The organism is Streptomyces doebereineriae, assembly GCF_031845645.1.
GTDB lineage: Bacteria > Actinomycetota > Actinomycetes > Streptomycetales > Streptomycetaceae > Streptomyces > Streptomyces canus.
Genome location: NZ_JAVREZ010000026.1, coordinates 78,718 through 99,430, shown reverse-complemented (window position 1 = coordinate 99,430; position 20,713 = coordinate 78,718). Strand labels below are relative to the sequence as shown.

At 68.5% G+C, this 20,713-nt stretch carries 20 protein-coding genes and 4 pseudogenes; 6 read left to right on the top strand and 18 right to left on the bottom strand.

The features are described 5' to 3' along the window. The first annotated feature begins 42 nt into the window (after positions 1 to 42). Positions 43 to 1,026: pseudogene (locus tag RNB18_RS45050) on the top strand (IS5 family transposase). 106 nt (positions 1,027 to 1,132) lie between these two features. On the opposite strand, the gene RNB18_RS45045 reads toward RNB18_RS45050, so the two are convergent. From RNB18_RS45045 to RNB18_RS45005, 9 genes and pseudogenes are all read right to left on the bottom strand, one after another. After that, positions 1,133 to 2,545: an aromatic amino acid lyase gene (locus tag RNB18_RS45045; protein ID WP_311719941.1), complete on the bottom strand. Its 1,413-nt coding sequence runs from the start codon at positions 2,543 to 2,545 to the stop codon at positions 1,133 to 1,135. Beyond that, a complete protein-coding gene (locus RNB18_RS45040) occupies positions 2,542 to 2,727 on the bottom strand; it encodes a hypothetical protein (RefSeq protein WP_311719940.1) in 186 nt (61 codons plus the stop codon). The genes RNB18_RS45045 and RNB18_RS45040 overlap by 4 nt, the downstream gene beginning before the upstream one ends. Positions 2,728 to 3,270: 543 nt before the next feature. After that, complete coding sequence (locus RNB18_RS45035; protein WP_311719939.1) at positions 3,271 to 3,642, bottom strand: MerR family transcriptional regulator; 372 nt, start codon at positions 3,640 to 3,642, stop codon at positions 3,271 to 3,273. A 26-nt stretch (positions 3,643 to 3,668) separates the two neighbouring features. Then, complete coding sequence (locus tag RNB18_RS45030) at positions 3,669 to 4,430, bottom strand: SDR family NAD(P)-dependent oxidoreductase (protein WP_311719938.1); 762 nt, start codon at positions 4,428 to 4,430, stop codon at positions 3,669 to 3,671. A gap of 4 nt (positions 4,431 to 4,434) precedes the next feature. Then, the gene (locus RNB18_RS45025) at positions 4,435 to 5,220 is read right to left on the bottom strand and encodes a hypothetical protein (RefSeq protein WP_311719973.1); all 786 of its coding nucleotides are present in this window, start codon (positions 5,218 to 5,220) and stop codon (positions 4,435 to 4,437) included. A 506-nt stretch (positions 5,221 to 5,726) separates the two neighbouring features. After that, positions 5,727 to 6,119, bottom strand: coding sequence for a hypothetical protein (locus RNB18_RS45020; RefSeq protein WP_311719937.1), 393 nt, complete (start codon positions 6,117 to 6,119; stop codon positions 5,727 to 5,729). Between the two features lie 334 nt (positions 6,120 to 6,453). After that, positions 6,454 to 6,612 (bottom strand): annotated as a pseudogene (locus RNB18_RS45015) (IS5 family transposase); the annotation flags it as partial. Between the two features lie 306 nt (positions 6,613 to 6,918). Beyond that, complete coding sequence (locus RNB18_RS45010) at positions 6,919 to 7,335, bottom strand: hypothetical protein (RefSeq protein WP_311719936.1); 417 nt, start codon at positions 7,333 to 7,335, stop codon at positions 6,919 to 6,921. Continuing rightward, a complete protein-coding gene (locus RNB18_RS45005) occupies positions 7,332 to 7,670 on the bottom strand; it encodes a hypothetical protein (RefSeq protein WP_311719934.1) in 339 nt (112 codons plus the stop codon). The genes RNB18_RS45010 and RNB18_RS45005 overlap by 4 nt, the downstream gene beginning before the upstream one ends. Positions 7,671 to 7,943: 273 nt before the next feature. Between RNB18_RS45005 and RNB18_RS45000 the strand changes: the two genes are divergently transcribed. Further along, complete coding sequence (locus RNB18_RS45000) at positions 7,944 to 9,623, top strand: hypothetical protein (protein WP_311719933.1); 1,680 nt, start codon at positions 7,944 to 7,946, stop codon at positions 9,621 to 9,623. Positions 9,624 to 10,068: 445 nt separating this feature from the next. On the opposite strand, the gene RNB18_RS44995 is transcribed toward RNB18_RS45000, so the two are convergent. Together RNB18_RS44995 and RNB18_RS44990 are read right to left on the bottom strand one after the other, a co-directional pair. Beyond that, complete coding sequence (locus RNB18_RS44995; protein WP_311719932.1) at positions 10,069 to 11,163, bottom strand: ferritin-like domain-containing protein; 1,095 nt, start codon at positions 11,161 to 11,163, stop codon at positions 10,069 to 10,071. A 437-nt stretch (positions 11,164 to 11,600) separates the two neighbouring features. Further along, the gene (locus RNB18_RS44990) at positions 11,601 to 11,750 is read right to left on the bottom strand and encodes a hypothetical protein (RefSeq protein WP_311719931.1); all 150 of its coding nucleotides are present in this window, start codon (positions 11,748 to 11,750) and stop codon (positions 11,601 to 11,603) included. A 313-nt stretch (positions 11,751 to 12,063) separates the two neighbouring features. On the opposite strand from RNB18_RS44990, the gene RNB18_RS44985 reads away from it, so the two are divergent. Beyond that, the gene (locus tag RNB18_RS44985; protein ID WP_311719930.1) at positions 12,064 to 12,585 is read left to right on the top strand and encodes a hypothetical protein; all 522 of its coding nucleotides are present in this window, start codon (positions 12,064 to 12,066) and stop codon (positions 12,583 to 12,585) included. A 720-nt stretch (positions 12,586 to 13,305) separates the two neighbouring features. Then, positions 13,306 to 13,500, top strand: a complete 195-nt coding sequence (locus tag RNB18_RS44980) for a hypothetical protein (protein WP_311719968.1) — start codon at positions 13,306 to 13,308, stop codon at positions 13,498 to 13,500. A gap of 81 nt (positions 13,501 to 13,581) precedes the next feature. On the opposite strand, the gene RNB18_RS44975 is transcribed toward RNB18_RS44980, so the two are convergent. Beyond that, entirely contained in the window at positions 13,582 to 14,145 is a 564-nt protein-coding gene (locus tag RNB18_RS44975) for a DinB family protein (RefSeq protein ID WP_311719929.1), read from the bottom strand. A 753-nt stretch (positions 14,146 to 14,898) separates the two neighbouring features. Here RNB18_RS44975 and RNB18_RS44970 point away from each other — a divergent pair. Beyond that, complete coding sequence (locus tag RNB18_RS44970; RefSeq protein ID WP_311719928.1) at positions 14,899 to 15,612, top strand: HAD family hydrolase; 714 nt, start codon at positions 14,899 to 14,901, stop codon at positions 15,610 to 15,612. Between the two features lie 725 nt (positions 15,613 to 16,337). Here the strand turns inward: RNB18_RS44970 and RNB18_RS44960 are convergent. Beyond that, entirely contained in the window at positions 16,338 to 16,979 is a 642-nt protein-coding gene (locus tag RNB18_RS44960; RefSeq protein WP_311719927.1) for an HAD family hydrolase, read from the bottom strand. Between the two features lie 195 nt (positions 16,980 to 17,174). Between RNB18_RS44960 and RNB18_RS53945 the strand changes: the two are divergent. Further along, positions 17,175 to 17,342, top strand: a pseudogene (locus RNB18_RS53945) (IS5/IS1182 family transposase); the annotation flags it as partial. Here the strand turns inward: RNB18_RS53945 and RNB18_RS44950 are convergent. The 5 genes and pseudogenes from RNB18_RS44950 to RNB18_RS44930 form a co-directional block, all read right to left on the bottom strand. Beyond that, positions 17,317 to 17,499, bottom strand: coding sequence for a hypothetical protein (locus tag RNB18_RS44950; RefSeq protein ID WP_311719972.1), 183 nt, complete (start codon positions 17,497 to 17,499; stop codon positions 17,317 to 17,319). The pseudogene RNB18_RS53945 and the gene RNB18_RS44950 overlap by 26 nt on opposite strands. Before the next feature lie 366 nt (positions 17,500 to 17,865). Next, complete coding sequence (locus tag RNB18_RS44945) at positions 17,866 to 18,720, bottom strand: oxygenase MpaB family protein (protein WP_311719926.1); 855 nt, start codon at positions 18,718 to 18,720, stop codon at positions 17,866 to 17,868. 54 nt (positions 18,721 to 18,774) lie between these two features. Next, positions 18,775 to 19,262: pseudogene (locus RNB18_RS44940) on the bottom strand (MSMEG_6728 family protein). 11 nt (positions 19,263 to 19,273) lie between these two features. Further along, on the bottom strand, positions 19,274 to 20,158 hold the full coding sequence (locus RNB18_RS44935) for an SDR family oxidoreductase (RefSeq protein ID WP_311719925.1): 885 nt from the start codon (positions 20,156 to 20,158) through the stop codon (positions 19,274 to 19,276). Positions 20,159 to 20,232: 74 nt separating this feature from the next. Beyond that, complete coding sequence (locus tag RNB18_RS44930; RefSeq protein ID WP_311719924.1) at positions 20,233 to 20,712, bottom strand: hypothetical protein; 480 nt, start codon at positions 20,710 to 20,712, stop codon at positions 20,233 to 20,235. Position 20,713 lies beyond the last annotated feature (1 nt).

Sequence of the window (20,713 nt, the reverse complement as noted above, 5' to 3'; positions counted from 1 at the left end):
TGTTTCTCTGTCCCGGCCGGGCCGGGACGGTAGACAAGCGGGATGACCCGGCGTGATCTCACGGACGACGAGCGGGCTGTGTTCGAACCGCTGCTGCCGCTGGGCGAACGCGGCCCAATACCCGACCTGCGCAGGCTCGTCGACGGCGTGATGTGGCGGTTCCGTACGGGCGGTCCGTGGCGGGACATGCCCGAGCGGTACGGGCCCTGGTCCACCGTCTATGGGCGGTTCCACCTCTGGGCCAGGTCCGAGGTCTTCCTGACGCTGATGGAAGCGGTGATCGCCGAGGTCGCCGCGCTCGGTCAGGCAGACCTCGGCCTGGTGAGCGTGGACTCCACTGTGGCCCGCGCCCACCACCACGCCGCCGGGATGACGGTCGATGCGGAGCTGCTCGAAGCCCTGGAGAAGTCCGTCGCCGAGGGAAAGAGGCTTCGCCAAAGGGACCAAACGCCCCGGTAGCCGGGCCGGACGGGCAGGCGGATGCCGCCCGCGAGGAGGGACGGCGTCTGCGCCGACGCCACAAGGCCCGGCTCCGCGCCGCCGAACTGGGGCGCTCACGCGGCGGGTTGACCAGCAAGGTGCACCTGTCAGCGGACCACCGCTGCCGCCCGTTGTCCTTCGTGCTCAGCCCCGGCCAGGCCGCCGCCAGCCCTCGCTTCACCGCCGTCCTGGAGCGCATCAAGGTCCGGGGCCCGATCGGCCGGCCCCGCACCCGCCCTGCCGCCGTGGCCGCGGACAAGGCGTACTCCTCCCGCGCCAACCGTGCCTACCTGCGCAGACGCAGGATCCGGGCGGTGATCCCGGAGAAGACCGACCAGGCGGCCAACCGGAAGAAGAAGGGGCGCCGGGGCGGGCGGCCCCTCGCCCATGACGCCGAGCTCTACCGCGACCGCAACACGGTGGAACGCTGCATCAACAGATCAAGGAGTGGCGTGGGCTAGCCACCCACTACGACAAGACCCCGGTCAGCTACCTCGCGGACTCCACATGCGCGGCGCTGTCATCTGGGTCCGCAGCCTCACATGAAGATCTCAACCAAGTCGGTACACGCTAATGCCACACCGCAGCGGACCGATGGAACAGCCACTCGTATCAACATGGGCGTTCTCGTACGCCCGTGCCAAGACCGTCATCAAGCGATTCTCGTCCTCTGCGGGATGTCGGCGAGCTTTGGCAGCAGGCGTGCCGCTGCGGCGATGTCGGCGGTGAGGTCGCGGTCGGCCATCTCCATCGTCAGGTCGTCAAAGAGATCGTCGACCCGCGCACCGCGAAGTCGCACCGCGCGTACGGCGGCCACGAGTTCACACGCCAGCACAGTCCGGTAGTCGTCCACCGCGGTCAATGCCTGGCGCGCACCGTGCGAAGCGAAACTCGCGTCCTCCTCCACCCCGCGCGACAGCGTGACGGTCTGGACTGCCGTCGGCATGGCGAGGGCTCTCAACGAGCCGAGCGCGGAGGCCGCGACGTACTCGCAGGCCATCACCCCCGACGCGCCTGCGGCCCCCGCCCCGAGGAACGGCGCCAGTCCGGTGAACCCGGGCTCGGTGAGCATGGACACTCTGGCCATGGCCAGCTGCGCCGACTGGGCGGCCGCGGAGACGGTCGTATCGAGTGCCTGCGCCAGGTACGCGGCGTAGAAGCCACCGTGATGGGCAACACCGTGACCGGGCAACAGCGCGGGATTCTCGGACGGGGCGTTCGCCATACGGCAGACGACATCGTCGAGGTGGGAGAGGGCGTCGATGAACGCGCCGTGCACCTGCGGCATGCTGCGCAGTCCCAGCGGGTCCTGAATGCGCGTGGGTGCCGGTATCGAGGGGATGAGCCGGCGCATCGACCGGCATACCTCGCGTGCCCCGCTGAACGGCGTCACTTGCTCGACGACCTCGGCGAACGCCTCGGGATTGCCATCCACCGCCGCGAACGTCAGCGCCGCCACCGTGATCGCGGACCGTGACAGAACGGCGAGCGAGGCGTGGGCGAGCGCAGCGTCTCCGATCGTGGCGGCGTTGCTGTTGATGACCGGCATGGCGTCCTTCGGGTCGCACGCGACGGGTGCCAGAAGCGCCGTGGATGTTCGGACCTCTCCGAGCAGCGAGAGGATGGTGACCGCGAGCGCCGGGAGGTCACCGGTGCCGATGCTGCCCACCTCGCGCACGGGCGGCAGCGCGTCGGCCGCGAGCATGACCACCAGGCCGTCGAGGAGTTCAGGCGCCGCGCCGCTGCCTCCGGCGGCGAGCTGATTGAGGCGGACGGCGAGCATCGCGCGCACGCGCTCCGGGCTCCGGAGCGGCCCCGCGGATGTGGCGTGGCTGCGCAGGAGGGCCAGGGCATGTGCGTTCGCATCGTCGATGGCGATGTCGCGATTGGCGCCCACACCTGTCGATCTGCCGTACACCGCGCGTTCGGCGCTGACCTGCACCGCGTGTTCGAAGGATCGCGCAGCCCGTGATCGCGCCTCGTCGGCGAGCCGGACAGATGTCTCCCCGTATGCGAGGGCCGCGATGCCGGAACAGTTCAGATTAATGCCGTCGACGGTGATCAACACGCCTCCAGTCGATACCGGGAGATCAGGCTCGGAAAGGCGCTGTACCGGCGGCGTCGTGGGTGGCCGGTCAGCCGCCGCACGAGCCCTGCCAGCCCTGCCAGCAACTCCGGATCCACCACTATTCCGGCCGCGTTCTGACGGGCGCGTGCCACGGTGGAGTCCACGCTGACCAGGTTCACATCCACCAGCTCCTACGCACCAGTCTCGGCGATCATCGCCTCCATCAGCGCCTGGAAGCACACCACCCCATCGAACTGCTTCCGCAACCCTCCAGGCAGCAGCCGCGCTCCCCGACCGGGAGCAGTGACCCAACCAACTCCCACTCGCCATCGACCAGATCGCCACACGCCAACCGGTCTGCTACCAGGCCACTCACTGGCTCGGACCCCATCACTCAAACCGAGATCAGAACCTAGAACACGCCCTAGGCGGCCCAGGCGCCGGCGGCGGCCCGCTGCCATTTTGACGGCGCCGGTGATGTGGATGCCGAGGGTGCGGGCGAGGATCGCGGGGCAGCTCGGTGGCGAGCTGGAATAGCGCGTTCGAGCGCGTCTCGGCGAGCCGGATGCCGAGCTTGCGGAGCCTTTCGCCCATGGCCCAGGCGCTGATCGGGCGGCAGCCGAAACACGATCCTTGTCACCAAGGCAGGCGTGTTGTCACCATGAGTAGCCGTTGTGAGCGAAGCGACGCCAGGTTCCTCCGGCTTTGCGCGAGGCGGGCGGTCAGGCTGCGGGGCGGATTCGCCCACCGGTTGCCCTTCCCAATGCGGCTTCCAGCCGGTCGCGGGCCTGGGTCTGGGTCGCGATCCGTTGGTTGAGGACCGCCAGCCGTTCCAGCGCGACCCGCAGGCCCTGGTCCGAGGGCGGTGCGGCAGCCACATCACCATCCAGACAGGGCAGGAACACCCGCACGTCGTCCAGGGTGAGCCCGGCGGCCAGGAGGTGGCGGATGTTGCGGACTCGCACCACGGTCCGCTCGTCGTAGAGGCGGTAGCCGTTGGAGGCCCGTTCGGAAGAGATCAGTCCGACCTGCTCATAGTGCCGCAGCGCACGAGCGGTCGTTCCAGTTGCCGTGGCCAGTTCACCGATCCGCACCCGTCCCACCTCCCCGGCCACTCTTATCACGCCACGACCGCTCCGCCGTCGACCGGGAGTACCACTCCGGTGACGAACGACGCAGCCGGGGCAGCAAGCTGAGTGATCGCCCACGCCACCTCCTCGGGGCGACCGATCCGGGCCAGCGGGGTGTGCGCCAGCTGCCACTCCCGCACCGCTGCCATGCGCTCCGGCGTCAGGCCCTGATGCTCGCCGATGGGGGTGTCGATCGCGCCGGGGGCGACTGCCACCACCCGGACCCCGCGGGGTGCCAGCTCGACGGCCCAACTGCGGGTCAGCAGCTCCAGAGCGGTCTTGGTCGCCGCATAGACCGAGCTACCCGGCCAGGCCCGCTGCCCCACCGACGTACTCACATTGACGATCACCCCGCCCGACGCCTCCAGGAGCGGCAGCGCGGCCTGAGCCAGCAGGGTGGGGGCCACGAGGTTGGTCGCAAGTTGAGTCTCGATCATCTCTGGCGTCAGCGTGCCGAGGGCGCCACTGCGCACGATGCCGGCGTTGTTGACCAACACGTCCAGCCGACCGTGCCTCTCCAGCACGGCCTGAAGAATCCGAGAGGGCTCGCCCTCAGCGGTGATATCGGCGGTCAGCGCTGTGATCCGGTCGTTCTCGGCAGCGGCCTCCATGAGCGGCTCGGCTCGCCGCCCGATCGCGACCACATGGGCGCCCTCGGCAGCGAAGGCGCGGGCGGTCGCCCGGCCGATCCCGGTGCCGGCTCCGGTGACGGCGACGATCCTGCTGCTCCGCGGTGCGGTGTTGCTGTTCATGCCGTCATCGTTCAACCCTGCCGCCAGCGACAAGGTCAAGCAGCGCCTGGCGAGCGGTAGTCACCGCCGGTGGCCGCCGCGAATGCAGCGGTCCCGTTAGCTGAAAGCCGGCGTGGGGTTCCACAAGAGCTGCTGCGGCGGGCCTGGATACCGCCCCCGGACCCCTGCGTGAGGTACGCGAACGAATGACGTACACGCAGCGCAGCGGCGGGTCGCCACCGACCTGGACGAGCTCGGTGCGTGCCTTGCGGGTGGCCTCGTAGAACGGCTTGAACAGCGACTCGTTGGCCTTGCCGGTCCAGGAGTCGTGAATGGCCGGCGCGGCCGCGAGGTGGCCCTCGCGCACGAGCTTGGCCAGCTGCTTGATGTGGGGGGTGGTGACCCGCACCCGGCCGTCATCGTCGGGCCGGTCGGTGATCCGCCCGAGCGGGTGGGGCATGTCGGTGCGGGTCCGCTCCGGGATGTCGATGAGGTAGATGCCGGCCCCTGCCTTGTCGTAGGCGTCGAGCGGGCCGGTGTGCAGGAGTTTGTTCGGGGCGAGCGGGACGGCCGAACAGGCGGAGGGGTAACTGCCGTTACGGTCGATCAGGCACAGCATGCCTTCGCCGAAGGAGTCGGGCACCTCGAGCTGGTCGCGCCGCACGCGCTTGCCGGTCGCGCGGACGTGGGGAACGCGGGTGGCGGTCACGTCGGGGTGGACCCAGCGCGGTTCGCCGTCCATGTCCTCACTGATCAGCGGCCACGGGCCGCTGTCGCGATCCTCGGCGCGGATGACCGGAATCGGGTGCATCTTCGAGCGGCCGACCGCGTCCTTGGAGATCTTCAGGGCGGGGAAGACGTGCCCCTCGTGCTCGTCCTCCTCATCCCCCGGCTTCAGCCCGTCCGCGGCGCCTTCCTCGTCCTCCGCCGCATCGTCCTGAGCCTGTCCGCCCTGCGACTTCGCCTCGTGTTAGCGCCGCACCAGGCAACATGCGCCCGTCGAGGAGCGTGTCCGGTGCGGCGAGAGTGCGTGCCGGGCGCCGCGAGGGCGCACGTTGCCTGATGCGCTAGTGCGGTGGCCACGAACGGTCGCCGGGTTTCCTCGTCGACTACGACGACAAGATGCAAGAAGCCACCGAGAAGCTTCAGGACCACTGGAAGGACTCAGCCTTTCCAACCTGAAGTTGCAGGTCACTGGGTCGACGTGGGACGGGGCCCGGTGCGCTCGGGCTGGTCGGAGCCTTGATCGTCAGCAGGTGATCGTCCGTCAGCGGGAAATTCAGCCGACGCCCGGATGGTGCTGGTCTTCCGTGTGTCCTACCAGAGTGTGGACGGTCCCGCGACGACCCATCCAGCGTCGGTTGGCTTGATCCAAAAGCCCAATGACACCTCGATTACCTGCCCGCGGTAGGTGACCTCGGCGTAGAAATGGCTGCCAGTGTGGCCCCAGTTGAAGTCCCCGAGATCGAGCTCGCAGAGCCAAGACAGGTCCCGCTCCCACGCATCGGCAGCAGGGCTGCAACTCGCCTCCTCCGCATCGGCGCTCGCTCCGACCGAGCCGGCCCATAGCGACTTGAGCACATGCCGGACCGATGAGTGATCGACGAGCTGTTCGGCCTCAGGGACCTTCCCAGCTCGGAGCAGGCTGAAGTAGCGGCAAACGACCGCTTCGACGTCGGTCTTGGCAGGGCGCTCCGTCCAGATCGTCACCGCGAGATCGTAAAGGTGGATGACGCCCCTGAGCGGGCGGTCGGAGTGTCCCCGAACAGAGGCGTGCCCGACCTCCCGAGTCGGCAGTTGAAGCAGGCCAACCGTTGGGGGTCGGCCGCCTGGCAGCAGTGGCCGTCGGGCTGCGTGGGGCTTTGCACGTTACAGTCCGGCCGCCTGGGCCAGTGATGCCCAGTCGTCCTCGTCCAGATGAAGGCTGGTCAGCAATTCGTCGTCGGCCAGCAGACGCCGCACCCATGTCGCGTCGGCAGCGAATGCCGCTCGGCAGAGGGCCCGTTCAGGGTGGTCGTTCTCGGGGCCACTGACCGCCAGATCCCAGGTGGATCACGGCTTCGGAGCGCTGTGGGTGGGTTTCGTAGTCGCGCGCCAGGCGGCGGTGCAGCATGAGCGAGCCGTACGTCCGCTCGACCGTCCAGCGTTTCGGGATCGGGGTGAATCCCCTGCTCCCGGGGGTGCGTTGGACGATTTCGAGGTCCCCGTCCTACTTCGCGGGGTCCTGCGGCGGCGCACCACTGAGCATCGTCAAGGAGTGCATCGAGAACCAGAAGCGCCCAGCCTGACCGTCACCCCGAACAGAAGAGATCTCCGGCGCATCGCGCCTCCGGGTCGAGGATCGCATTCCCGCCCGGCCTGAAGGCCGGGATTCCCTGCGAAGAAAAAGGGATGGATCGAGGCTGCTGCGTGGCGGAAGCACAGGCGGGTCCGCTTGCCCCCGCCCTAGTCTCCGCCGACAGGAGGGTTTCCGCCTCGTTCGCACCCAACTGAGCATTGCGGACAACCCTTACTGTGCGTCCGAATGATCTGCGGAATTTCCGTTGATCTCCGAGACGATCAGGGCGTACGTCCGGTCGATCAGGGCGTCGAACTCGTCCATGACTTCGGCGGAGACGGCTGCCGTGAACTCTCCTGGGATCTCGATGAGCGGGGTCTCGGCGATGATCCTTCCGGATTCGCGGTAGATACCCAGGGCGATCGAGACACCGTCGCCCCGGTCGGTGACCTCCAGCATCAGGTCGATGGTGCCCTCCTCCGCCCCGTCGTCGAAGGAGGCGTAGGCGCACAGGGCAAGCCGTCTGGAGGTGTAGTGGCCCAGTTCGCGCCCTGCTTCCAGTCCGTCGGACTGCAGCCGTGCGGCGAGTGCGGCGGTCGACGTGTCGAGCCTGGGCAGGATCAGTTCGGTCAGGTCGGGGGTGCTCATTCGGCGATCTCCGAGGCGTCGATGATGGCGTCCTTCAGCACTTCGGTGAACGGATGCGGACTGTCGTTCGCCGTTGCACGCGAGGCTATCCAGCCTTCCATCTCGCTCATGTCCTTCGGGCGGACGGAGACATGGCCTCCGCCGTCCGGTACTGCTTCCAGATCGTCGCCCAGCTTCTGGGTGTCGATGATCTGGACCTTGCCCCGTATCCGGTTCGGTTTGTCCCATGAACTCAGGCCCTCGGCATCGTCAGGCCGGGGCGTCATGCTCTGATAAGTCCCCGACGCGCCGCGGTAGACGTATCTCGGCACATAGGCGGCCGCGATCGGTGACAATCCCGCCGTCAGCCGGTCGAGTGCGCAAATGGAAATTGCTTTTACGGGCCGAGGCCTCCGGGTTCAGGAGCCATCAGCCATCAGCCATCAGCCATCAGGACGATCGTGCGACGTACCGCTGTACCTGCCTGTCGGAACGCACCACTACAGTTCTCGATCACCTGACCGGCGTGCAACTGATCAACGGCGAAAACCGCAGGTCCTCGACCCGGCACAACCCTTCTGTTCGATCCTCGTGCTCTCGCTCACAGCACGATTCTCTGGAGGACCATCGTGAGACGCAGCACTTTCTTGGCGGCAGCCACGGCAACCGCGCTGTACTGCTCCCTGTCCACAGGCCTCTCCCCCGCCCTGGCGGACAGCGCCACCGGCGGCCCCGTCCTGGTCGGCGCGGACGGCTGGTACAGCCAGCCCGGCATGCTCTTCGTGACCGCACACTCCGACAACCCGCTCACCCGCATCACGGCCCACTTCTTTCCTCTGGACGCACCGGACGGGGCGCCGGAAGCCGGATCGACCGAGGACTTCACCCAGTACTCCGGACAGGACGCCACGTCAGGCACCTGGCGGGCGCCGGTCCACCTGGCCGACCTCGGTGACTACCGGGTGACCGTCGACCTGCAGGACGCCTCCGGCGCCACCGTCACCGGTGCCCTCTCCCCGTACGACCTGCAGTACCGGACCATCGTCACGATCCCCGACCTGACCGCCACCCCGAGCGTGCCGGACTACCTCCACCAGCAGGTCTCCGTCACCGGCACCGTGCTCGCCGACGATCCCCGCCACCCCGACGCCCCCGCTCCCGCCGACGGCCTGCCCGTCGACATCGAGACCGGGCGCGGCCGGGTGAGCGCCACCACCGCAGCCGACGGCCGCTTCACCGCCGCCTTCGTCCCCGTCCAGACATCGATCGACCTGACCGTCGCACCCCAGGCCTCCAACGCCTACCCCGGGGCAATCGACGTGATGGCGCCCAAGCAGTACCTGCACACCACCCAGGCACCGGTCCGCTTCACAGCCAGCACCCACGCCCTGAACCTGAAGCAGGGCGCCACCGGCACCGTCACCGGCCACGCGGAGATCCAGACCAGTACCGGCTGGCAACCGCTGCCGCATACCGCGATCACCCTCTCCGACCTCGGCCCGAACGGCCTTCCCGACTTCACACTCGCCGAGACCACAACCGACAGCCAGGGCACCTACACCCTGCCCGTCTCCTCGTACAACGCCGCCCCGACCGCCGAACTCGTGGCCGGTACCGCCTACATGCCCTTCCAGCAGACCTCCACCGAACCCTTCAGCCTCCACGTCGCCTACACCACCCACATCGAGATGAGCTCGTCCCTCAACGATGACTCGACCCTCAAGGTCTTCGGCTCCGTCTACTACGAGGATGCACGCGCAACCTGGCCCACCAAGCCCACCGTCACCCTGCAGTACTCCAAGGACGGCAAGAGCGGCTGGAAGAACGCCGCCACCCTCCCCGTCAAGATCCGCTACAACAAGCCCCAGTTCGCCGAGGACTTCGCCCGCACCTTCACCACCCCGAACACCAACACCTACTGGCGCGCCCGCTTCAACGGCACCCCCGACCTGGCCACCAGCACCACCAAGCCCGTCCACCTCTACCGCTACGCCACCCGCATCACCGGCTTCCGAGCCCATCCCGACCCGGTCCGCAAGTCACAACCGATCAGTTTCGGCGGCACCCTCCAGTACAAGAAGGGCACCACCTGGAAGCCGCTCGACAGCGGCTCCCCCACCCTCTACTTCAAACCCCGCGGCTCCACCACCTACCACTACGTCTGCGAACTGGACAGCGACAAACATGGCCACCTCGTGGGCATGGTGACCGCCGAAAGGGACGGCACCTGGGCCATCGCCCTCAGCCGCGAGACCGGAAACCACTACCTCAGGAGCGCCCGGGCCACCGACTACGTCGACGTCCGATGAACCCCCGCAGAGTGGGTGGCACCTCCGGTCCCAACCGGATGGGCGGAGCGATACGGCCGCCCGGCTCGCAACCAGAACGTGTGAGCACTCTGCACACGGCTGAGGCCCGGGGCCGTACTCGCACGCGGACCGCCACAGGTGCTGTCGGGCCACCGGGGTGCTGCCGCAAGCGGCGCCGGACCGGCGGCGGCTTCGGAGACGGATACGGCGCCGCGCGCAGCCTGGACGCGTCGGCGAGTTGCTGAAGGTGCTTCAGGCGCTCCGGCGAGAGGTACGGCGAGATCGGGTCAACCATGCGGGCCTCCATGCTTCGGCGGATCGGTCCCCCGCCCCGCACCCTCGCCCGTCCCCCGCCGCCTCCAGAGCGTGCGCTCCGGCCGCGTCCCGGCAGCTGACCCGACGACTTCGCCGTCCGTTCCGCCGGGCGGGCTCCGGGCTCCCTCAATTAGGGGAGTACGTGGAACTGGGGGCCGTATGTGCTGTGAGTGCCGGGGATCTCGGTCTCCATCAGCCGTACGGCGGGCTCTTCCAGGGCGCGCATGGCGTGAATGGCCGCACCCAGGGAGCGGGGACCGCCGTCGCCCCAGGCGGCGTCGAGGGAGTCGAGCAAGGTGGTGTAGGTGGTGTCGAACCGGTCCAGGAACTGTTGCACGGGCGCCGACGGGCGGGGCCAGCCGCCGGCCGGGACTTGGGCCATGGGGCGTGCATCGGGGAAGGGGACGGGCGCCCCGGTGAACGTCCAGCCCGTGTCGGTCTGCCGCAGTTGCCGGCCGTGGTAGATCTCGCCGAAGGCGTAGTAGTGGGCCGGGTGGTCGTCGGCGAAGGAGTCGGCCGGGGAACTGCTCGTGCCCTCGCCCTGTTCCCTGATGATGTCGATGGAGCGCTCTGCGTCCAGGAGGGTCTCGACCGGCCGCAGTTCGTCGGATCCGATGTGGGCGCTCAGCTGTCCGCGGGCCGACAACTGCGGGGCCACGGTCCTGAAGCCCTCCAGCATGGCGCCGTAGAAGGCGCCGATGGTGGGCGGGGCGCTGTCGCTGAGGGCGAGTGGTTCCTCGGGGGCTTCGACGGCCATCATCACGTCGTGCACGAAGGATCTGGTCAAACCCGACAGGTACACGGTCACGTCGGCGCGTACGCCGCCGGGCAGCGGGCCGGGGTAGGTGGGTGCCGCCGCCCTGATCCGGGGCGTGCCGCCCACGGCCACGAGCAGGTTGCACACCACGCCCAGGTGGTACATCTCGTCGTCGATGATGCGCCGGATCAGTCGCGCGGCTTCCGCGCCGCGGTCCCTGATGGACCACCAGCCGCACAGGTACGGCGGGATGGTGGACAGCTCCAGCCCAACGGCGACCTGTAGCGCCGTCCTGAGCCAGTCGATACCGCGGCCGGCCTCGGGCATGGCCAGCAGGCGGGCCACGGAGTCGAGAGGCCACGGGTCGGCTGGTCCGTTGTGGGGACCCGCGGCCGACGCCGGTGCGGCTGTCGCGGTGGCCGTCGCTGCGGCAGTGGCCAGGAAAGTCCTGCGCTTGAATGGAGCCATCGTCGGCCTCTTAGCGTCTTCCCTCACAGCAGTCTCCCTCGCCTCGCAGTCGTGGCCCTGCCTCAGCTGCAGGCGTACGGGACCACAGATCAGCTGGCGAAGCTAGCAGGCATCACCGCAGATGAGAGGCTTGACGGCCAGACGTGGTGCTACGGCCACCCTGTCAGGCCAATCCGGTGGAAGCCCAGGAGGCAGCCCACTCCAGGATCAGTCGCCCGGCCCGGCCGGGCAGCCCGAGGGCTCGCGCAGGAAGCGTAGGACGCCGAGCCGTGCCTGCCGCCCGTTCATGGTCTCCCTCACCGGCGTCGGATACCGGAGCAGACGGTGGTGCCTGGGCGCGGGGGTCGTGGGGCTTTGTCTCAAGGCTCGGAACGGCGGCATCTCACTGGAGTGCACCGGGAGCCACTCCTTGATCAGCTTCGACCAGTCGGCCTCGCTCATCGGGGGCCGCCCGGGCTGGGCCCGGACGCCTCCGCCGAGACCAGACACTTCCTGACCGTCTTGCGGTCCACACCCAATGACGCAGGCAGTTCGCTCTTCGAGCGACCCGGGTACCAGTGGACGTAGAGCTCGGTGATGTCGACCACGACGAACGTTCTCCTCGCCCCGACACGGGTATGCACCGGAAGATATAGCCGGTGGCGCCACGTTCGGTGCCGGTAAGTGCTTCCGCTACTCGGATGGCTCTCGAAGAGCCGCAGGATGGCCCGGTTCGCGAAGGGAGCTCGCGGCCGCGGCAGGTACAACAGCGGATGCGTAGCAGAGCAGCCAAGGCGAACCGCCGATACCATCACCGCTACACGCAGCGCGCGGACGGAATCGACAGGTGGTATGGCGGCGCATCCACGGCTTACGGCCTTACGGAGAGTACCGCTCCTACCGACAGCAGGGATGGCGACGATGGCTGCGTTGATCAAGAATTACGGGAGGATCCTGCCAGCCTTTGAGACCCGCCTGACCACCTGGGTGTTCCTCGTTTCCGAACGAGGGGATCGGCGGGAGGCGTCGAGCGCGGCCGCTGAGGCCGACCAGGCCGTGGCGGCTCTGCTCAAGCTTGGACCGGGAAAGATCGGCCGGAAGGCCGAGAACAGCGTGTGGTGCCCTGCTTCCGACGTGCTGGCGTTTCGCTCATGGCTGTGGTTCGTCATTGCCGTCCTGCTCGGATCCGGAAGTCTCCTGCTGGTCCCGGGTGATTCAACAGCTGAGCTGTATGTGCGAATCGCGCTTTCTCTGGTCCCTGCGGTGCCCAGCGCGCTGTTCGCATCACGCCAGTTGAGTCACATCCTGACTCGCCGAGCTCTACGAACTGGAGTGGCCGGGCAGAACACTCTCGTCTGGATCAGGCGGTGGCTCAGCGAAAGCGCAGTTCTGATCCTCACCCTGGGAATGTGGGCGCTCTGGATGACGGTCCTGGTTCTCTAGTTGGCTGGCCAGACCCTTGGGTCTTGCACTGGACGAGGCGGCCGAGGACGTCTCCGCCGAACTGCAGGGTTCTGAGTCCCTGCTCAGCCGACTGCAGGTCCATGTCGAGGAGTTCATCACCTCATGGACTGAGGACGATCCACCGGAACGCCTGACCGACCCGCGTGAGTACACGAAGTCAGTCTCGCAGGCATACGCACGTAAACGGGAGCGGCGCAAGAAGCGCGCCTGCTCTCAGAGGGCTGCGGGACTACGTAACCCGCAGCCCCTAACGATTGCCCCGTTGAGCTGGTTCAGAGAAGTGACCAGGCCACAAGATGGCACCGCTCCAAATAGTTCGGGGCATGGCAGACCTCCACCAGGCACCCGAGCAACAGATGCCGGCCACCACCGACGTCAGGGTTCACCAGCACGCTGACCTGCCGTGGTCGGCCTCGTGGTCAGGGTGTCCTTCACACAGGAACGGATCGCCGCGCTTCGTGCGGAGCTGGACGGACTCGAAGAACAGCTGGTCAAGCAGCTGGCGGAGGTGCGGGCCGAGCGGGATGGCTTGCCGTAACCGAGCGGGTGTGGCAGCGGATGAGTGGGCAGCTCGCCGACGAGCGGGCCCAGGCCGGATCGCCGGTGGTTCAGGTGGCGGGTCGGGCAGTGGTCCCGGAGCGTGGGCCGGGAGTTTTGGAGTCTGCGTTGGCGGCGGAGTATCAGCGCATCTTGACTGCCGTGCGGGCGGCCGTCAGTCCGGTCGCTACCCGGCAGATCGACGAGGCGCCGGGCGTGGACACCGGGGTGCGGGGCAAGCTGGAGCCGCTGCGCGGGAAGCCGAAGAAGCAGGCCGACCGCGGCTGGCTGCACAAACGGCCCGACGGGAAGTTCACCGTCCGCCCGTGGCCGGCCCGCACGGACTGCAGGGCGTAACCAAGTTACCCCCGGCGGCTGTTGGAATTGTGTGACGAAATCACGTAGCTTTCCGAAGCTCGATCGCCGGTTGCCGGAAAATCAGATTCGGCGCGGTACGGCTCCGTCCTGCCAGCGGTAGAGGTCGCGCAGCAGGGAAATCTCGGCGCCGTGATGGATCAGCTCCCTGTTGACGTGCAGGACTCTGTTCTCCATGGGAAACCGCTCGGGACCCACCGTGGGCGGATTCTCCAGGTCAGCGTCCGAGAGTTCGCGGACCCCCGCGTTCCATCTCCCATACATCTCATCGAGCTGCTTTAGCGCCTCGTCAGCAGTCCCCGCGTAGGCGAATGTCTCGGAGTCGACGTCCTGGCCGCCGAAGTACCATCCGACCCGATAGCCCAGGCACGAGACGATGATGTGCGCCAGGCGCCAGGCAATCGTGGTCACCGGCGCGGGCACCGGGTCGGGGGACGCGGAGTCCATCGTCCACTCCCCCGCACCTGCCGACATCGGTGCGGCCGACGTACCACGTGGGCGGATGCTCCAGCAGCCGCGCACCGGCTCCCAGAAGTACTCCTCATCGGCAAGACCGTCCAGCCGCGGCCGCAGGTTCTTGTGCCAGTACCAGTCCAGCTGCTCCGCGAGCCGCTCACTTCTTGTCATTTCCGCACACTACAAACAACGGAGACCTGGCTGCGACCCTCGAGGACACCGTCGCCGGCCGCGGGCCGCGAAATGCGTGCCGCACCGGGAGATGACGCTGGGGGCTGATGTGCCTCTCGGGCCGCGCCGCCGCGAACGGCTGTTCGACATTGACAACTCGGCTGGCTGGGTGGGTTCAATGACATGACGGATGATCAAGAGTGCAGACTCCCGCCCGAGATCAGCATGAGTATCCCTAGCGAGCGCCACGCCAGAGCCTCCGACCTGCATGTTCGAAGATGGCGAAGACTCAATGAGAAACACCGACTCTCCGTCCCTGGCCGATGCCACACACCCAGCGGGCAGTTCAGCAGGCAGGCTGGCACAAAGTACTCGCTCCTGCAGAGCTGTCTCGGCTGCCCGGCGGAAGACGTCCGCATAGGTGGGGGCGGCGCTGGCGAGCGTTCGGCGGGGGTATCAGCGTGATGCAGTTCCGTGCTGAGTCGTGTGAGGCGGAGGCTGTACTGGCTGCGTGTAGGTGTCGAGGCGGAACAGCTTGACGGCCCGTTCGTCACAGTCGTCGGCGAACGTGTCTGGAATCCCGGCAAGCAGTTCGATGTCGTGTTTGCCAGTCGCCGCCTCAGCAAGTCGAGTTCTTCGCGGTGCGCCGGGACTCGCGTACGGAAAAGCCCGCCAGCAGGCCACCACAGGCTCCTGACCACCCCTACAGCTGGACCTCGCGGTCGCCGGCATCGCGACGCTAGGCTCCTGATCATGGCCACCACCGCTGTCATCTTCGACTTCTTCGGGACCCTCACCCCCAGTACGCCGACGAACGTGTGGGACGACCACGCTGCCCGGAGCGCGGCCCCACTCGGCATACCGGCCCGCACCTGGCGTGCGGCCCTGGACGCCTCATTTCCCGAGCGGGCGACCGGCATCCTGGGCGATCTGGCTGCGACGTTTCGAACCCTGGCCCACCGCACCGGTGCCGATCCGAGCGAGGAGGCCCTTACCGCCGCCTGCGCCGCACGGATGGCGGCACAGCGAGAACTGTTCGTCCTGCGGGACGACGCAGTCGCGACCCTGACCGAGTTGCGCGTCCGGGGACTTCCCGTGGGGATACTCAGCGACTGCACCGCGGAACTGGCTGAAACCTGGTCGCAGCTGCCGTTGGCCACGCTGGTCGACGCACGAGTGCTCTCCTGCGAAGAGGGACGGCGCAAGCCCGATCCGGAGCTCTTCCGCCTGATCGCCCGCCGCCTCGACACCGACCCGCAGAACTGCCTCTACATCGGCGACGGCGGCGGGGACGAACTCACCGGCGCATCCAACTGCGGCATGCAGGCGTACATGCTCCGAGCCGCAGACTGGTCCGACAACGACGCCCACACGCGTGAGGACAACTGGGCCGGGCCATTCCTGTCCTCACTGACCGACGTTCTGTCCCTGCTTGAACCCTCACCAGCAGTCGGCGATCTGGCCTGACAGCTGATCAACCCGAGGCCAGCGCACACGAGCCTCACCGGCCGGCACGGGGCCAACCGGCTCGTTCCGGAGATCGCTAATCGGGGCCAGACGACTCGTCCTAAGCTGCCGGGCGGGAGGCCAGCACCAGCGCCCCTGCGCGCGGCAGAACAATCAGTCGCTGCGTGATCGGCGTGCTGCCGTCTTCTTCGTGGTCCTCTTGGCTGCCGTCGTTTGGCCGGCTGCTTCGCGGTCTTCTTCTTCGGCAGCTCGTGGACGTCGGCGTCCCCGCCTGCCCGCCACCACCGACGTCAGGGTTCACCAGCACGCTGACCCTGCCGTGGTCGGCCTCGTGGTCAGGGTGTCCTCCTCCATGGCCGGGACCGCGGTACGCCCACCCGGTGGTGTGGTCGAGGCCGGGGAGATCCGGCGGGCAGTGCCACTCCACGCTCTTCACCAGCGGTGCAGGGCGACGAAGCCGGAGCGCGGTCAGGGCTTCGACAAACGGCGATCATCGGCTGGCCAGGCCCTGGCGCCGAACTATGGGACAACGTTGAGGACGGTCGCGCTTCCAAACGCGACTCCTCAGCCCCAGGTAGTGCGCTGGGTGGGGGTGAGTTCTCTGTCGGGTGGTCGATTGAGGCCGGTGGTGACGTGCGTGCCGGCGCCGGTGCAGGCGCGGTCGGGGGCACCCTGGTGTTCGCAGATTCGGATGATCTTGTGGGCGCGAGCGGCGCCCGGGCGCGTCAGCTGACCTCGAGGAGGATGTCCTTCAATTCGCTCAGGCTGTCGATCCGGTGGCTTGCCTGGGAAAAGTCGTTCGCCTTCGTGAACTCGTTATGGACAACGGCGCAGTCGATACCGGCCGCCACAGCCGAGGTCAGTCCTCTGGCCGAATCCTCCACGACCAGGGTCTCTTCCCTGGCGGCGCCGAAGCGTTTCAGCCCGGCCAGGTACGGCTCCGGGTGCGGCTTGGCGAGTTCGTAGTCCTCGCGAACAAGCACGAAATCCATGAACTGCCTGATCTGGCGCCTTTCATGGATGATGTCGAAGTCGGCCCGTTTCGCGGTCGTCACGATGGCCATGCGGACGTACTTCGACAGCTCGGCGAGAGTGTCGACGACGCCGTCGATCTCGATGGCCTCGGTCCGCAGGTACTCCTGGTAGTAACCATCGCGGGCCTCACGAACCCGGCTGAGGGTCCGGTCGTCCATGCCCGCCGTCTTGGCTTGGGCCCAGGAGCCCGACCCCCGGGCCATGTCCCGGAGGTACTGATCCTTGTCCAGCGTGAAACCGGCCTCCAGCAGGGCGCGTTCCGCGGACCTGAAATACCAGAACTCGGTGTCGACCAGGACACCATCATGATCGAAGAGTATGTATCTCTTCACGGCCTCATTCCTCTCCGGCGGCCGCGGCAGCCGGGCGCGCCGCCGCGGATCGTACCGTCGTCACCCATCAGTGAGCGTTTTCAGTGTGGCCACCGGTCGGGTGGCGACCGGGCAGGGGGGTGCGTGCCGCAACGAGTAGGGCTCCGGTGCCGTTGTGGGAGGTGCTCGACGCCTCAACTCACCAGCGAGGGACCCCTGTTATTTCCATATCCTGCCGTACTCGAACTCCCCACGCCCTGGTCGAGTGGGTCACGGTGGTGCAAGCTCCCGCCGCACCGACGCGCGCTCGTGTACCTGCGCTGCCACGACACCCTCGCCAGGATCGCTGCGGTCTTCGTCATATCCGTCGGCGCCACCCGTGCCTGCACGCCGACTTCGTTCTCACCGCGTTGACGACCGGCTTCACTCCGATCGACTTGTAGGCACGGCCCGGAAGGATGCCATCGCTGTTGGTCGTGGTCGTCGACGACCTGCCGTTGTGGACCTTCAGGTCCTTCGCGACGTAGCTCAGATCCGGCACGGTCGTCTAGGACACGCTCTCGCTGCCGTTGACGATCTTCCCGTCGGGGAGCTTGACGTACGACAGAGTGGCCTTGTCGAACATCTTCTAGGCGGCGAGTAGGAGTTGGAGTAGTGCATCCATTGGGGGATGCTGTGCCCGTCGGGATGGTCGGACGATCCCCGGGCAGCCCGTGCACGCCGGGAGAGCGATGACGTTCTGCGGGGTGTTGATCGTCGAACACGCTGGCGGCCTCCGGTCGGACGTCGATGTCCTGGTCCTCGTCGAAGAACGCGTCGGCCTCGGCGGGGCCAGTTCGACGGGCTCACACTCGGGGTGACCGTGAACTTGTAGGCGCCCAGGGACATCCTTGCCCTTGTCGGCGCTCTAGCCGTGGGCCCGTGGTGGGGTCATGGCCCAGCGGATGGTGCGGGTCAGGGCCTGGCCGGTGGGCCGCACGGCGAGGTCGTCCACCAGTGGCAGGCGCGGAAGCCACAGCATGTCGCGGGCCCAGGAAGGCAGGAGAGCCACGGCGTTGGCGGCGAGGCCGCCGTAGAACGGGCGCACCGCGAGGGGCAGTGGGGGCCGGAGGAGGAGGAAACGGGCGGCGGCTCGGGCTTCCGGGGTGGCGTGCAGTTCGGGGCGGTAGGCGGCCAGGCGCTCCGACAGTTCGCGGCGGTCGCGGGGTGGCGCGATGACGCCCAGCGCCTCGGCGACGCGTGCGGTGTCGGCGACGTAGGCGTCGTATCCGGCCGGGTCCAGCGGGCGGGCTCCGTACCGTTCGTGGGCGCGCAGGAAGCTGTCCGTCTCGGCGGCGTGAACCCAGGCGAGCAGGTGCGGGTCGGCCGCGTGGTACGGCATTCCATCGGTGGTCGTCCCGCGGATGCGGTCGTGGATGCCGCGGACGTGGTCGACGGCCCGCTGGGCGTCCTCCGCGGTGCCGTAGGTCGTCACGGCCAGGAAGGTGCTGGTGCGCTGGAGGCGGCCCCACGGGTCGCCGCGGTAACCGGAGTGCCCGGCCACCGCCGCCATGGCGAGCGGGTGCAGGGACTGCAGGAGAAGTGCGCCGAGCCCGCCGATGAACATGGAGGCATCACCGTGGACCGTACGGATCGGGCGGTCGGGTGCGAACCAGCGCGGGCCCGGGCTGTCATGGATGCGGGCGCGGTTCGCCGGTCCGTCGGGGCCCGCGACGCGGCGGAACAGGGCCTGGCCCAGCTGTTCACGGACTGCCGTCAGCATGATCGGCCTCCCCTCTTCTGCTGCTTTCCAGTGTCCGCCTGCCCGTGCATCGGGTCACCGGCCGACGGGCGCCTGCTGAGGCTCACGGTCCGACGTCGGCCACACATAGGGCAGGTCAGCTGGTGTGTCGGGGAACAGAGCGGCGTACACCTCCGGTTCCTTACGGACGAGTGCCGAGCGGTGGCTTTCGTGGAAGGCCTCGTCGCCGAGCCAGGGCGGCAGTTCGCCGGCGGTGGCCAGTTGCGACTGCTCGCGCACCGCGGTGCCGGGGCGGTGCGCGGCCAGGCCGGCGACGAGCGAGGCGGCACAGCTGTCCTGGTGTCCCTGTGCGCGCCAGACCCGGCAGATCTCCAGGCCGTACGTACGAGTGCCTCCTCGTACCCCGTCCACATCCGTACGGCCGGGTGTCTGCGCCAGCCGTATCCGGGGACGGTCAGGCCCCGCAGCACCTGCAGGGCCTCGACCCGCTGTTTGCCCAGCCGTCGCCGGTCCAGCAGCAGAGCCGTCTCCCGGAAGTCGGGGTGGGGCAGGAAGGTCTGCATGGCTCACCTGCTCACTTCTTGCGCGGCGCGCGGGCCGCGCGGTCGGCGAGGCCTCCTGCGCCGAGGGGACCGGTGTATTGGACGGGCTCCTCGGCCTCCAGACGGGGCAGCGCACGGCGTGACACCCGCAGCACCACGGGCGGCAGGGCCGCGCGCACCGGTTGGGCCAGCCGCAGCCAGGCCGGCGCGTACACGGTCGTACGGCGCCGCTCCAGACCCTTCACCAGGCGTGCGGCGACCGTTTCCACCGGGTGTACGCGGCGGGCCGGTGGGGGCATGCGGGTGCGCAATTCGCGCAGCACCGCATACCGGTCGGCGTCGCGGATCATGTCGGTGTCGGTCCAGTTGAGATAGCCGATGCCCACGGCGACACCCCGGTGCGCCACCTCCGCCCGCAGGGCGTGCGCGAAGGCTTCGACCCCCGCCTTGGATGCGCAGTAGGCGCTCATCAGCGGAGCGGCGCCCAGCGATGCCAGCGAGGCGATCTGGAGGAAGTAGCCCGCCGTGTCGAGGAGGTCCGGCAGGAACGCCCGGGCCGTGTGGGCGCTGCCGGTGAGGTTGACGTCGATGACGCGACTCCAGGCAGCGGGATCCGAGGCGAGGAACGGGCCTCCTTCCGCGATGCCCGCGTTCGCCACGACGGCCGAGGGCGGGCCGAGATGGGCTCGCACGGTGGCGGCCGCCGCGTCGAGCGCGGCCGGGTCGGTGACGTCGACCTCGATGGCCAGCGCCGGGCCCGGCAGGGACGCGGCCACCGTGTCCAGGGCGGCCTTCTCGTGGCCGAGCAGCGCGACCCGGGCGCCGCGGCGGGAGATCTCGCGGGCCATGGCCGCGCCCAGACCGCGGGCGGCTCCGGTGACGGCGACCGTCCGGCCGGCGAGCGGGCTGCTGCGCACGGGCTGACCTTCCTTTCCGTCGGACTGTGAGTCCTGTCGGATACTTCCGTGCCGACGGGGTGTTCGGATGCGCCTCAGGTCTCCGGGCCCGGTGGGCACGCGGCGTGGTCGGGGTGGCCGGGGGTGCGGCGCTCTTCCTTCATCTCCGCCTCGTACAGGTGGTCGCGGCCCTGTGCGAGCTCCGCCACCGCGGTCGACTCCAGCTCCTGGAAAGGGCGGTAGTAGGTGGCGTTGTAGGCCTCGACGATCTGGAACGTCCAGTGCCCGGGGATGACGTTGCGCCCCAGGATCTCCGCGCGGACCTTCTCGGCCCATTCGGGGTGACCGGCTTCGCGCAGCAGCCGGACGGCACGGTCCAGCTCCAGGTCGGCGCCTCCGGTCAGCTGGTGGAACGCGTACAGGCTGCCTCTGGCCCGCTCGGTCGTCTCCAGGGCCTTGGACAGCGCGCCGAGGGCCTCGACGGTCTTGTCGTCGACCCCGGGCGGCCGCCGGTGGTTGCGGTCGGGGCCTTCCGGGCTTTCGGGGCTGTCGGGGGTTTCCTGGAAGTGGTGCACG

What these genes read in the sequence shown, in the direction of transcription:
- RNB18_RS45030 (WP_311719938.1), bottom strand. Translation starts at nt 4,430, where the DNA reads ATGAACAGCAACACCGCACCGCGGAGCAGCAGGATCGTCGCCGTCACC.
- RNB18_RS45025 (WP_311719973.1), bottom strand. Translation starts at nt 5,220, where the DNA reads ATGCACCCGATTCCGGTCATCCGCGCCGAGGATCGCGACAGCGGCCCG.
- RNB18_RS45010 (WP_311719936.1), bottom strand. Translation starts at nt 7,335, where the DNA reads ATGAGCACCCCCGACCTGACCGAACTGATCCTGCCCAGGCTCGACACG.
- RNB18_RS44995 (WP_311719932.1), bottom strand. Translation starts at nt 11,163, where the DNA reads ATGGCTCCATTCAAGCGCAGGACTTTCCTGGCCACTGCCGCAGCGACG.
- RNB18_RS44985 (WP_311719930.1), top strand. Translation starts at nt 12,064, where the DNA reads ATGGCTGCGTTGATCAAGAATTACGGGAGGATCCTGCCAGCCTTTGAG.
- RNB18_RS44975 (WP_311719929.1), bottom strand. Translation starts at nt 14,145, where the DNA reads ATGACAAGAAGTGAGCGGCTCGCGGAGCAGCTGGACTGGTACTGGCAC.
- RNB18_RS44970 (WP_311719928.1), top strand. Translation starts at nt 14,899, where the DNA reads ATGGCCACCACCGCTGTCATCTTCGACTTCTTCGGGACCCTCACCCCC.
- RNB18_RS44945 (WP_311719926.1), bottom strand. Translation starts at nt 18,720, where the DNA reads ATGCTGACGGCAGTCCGTGAACAGCTGGGCCAGGCCCTGTTCCGCCGC.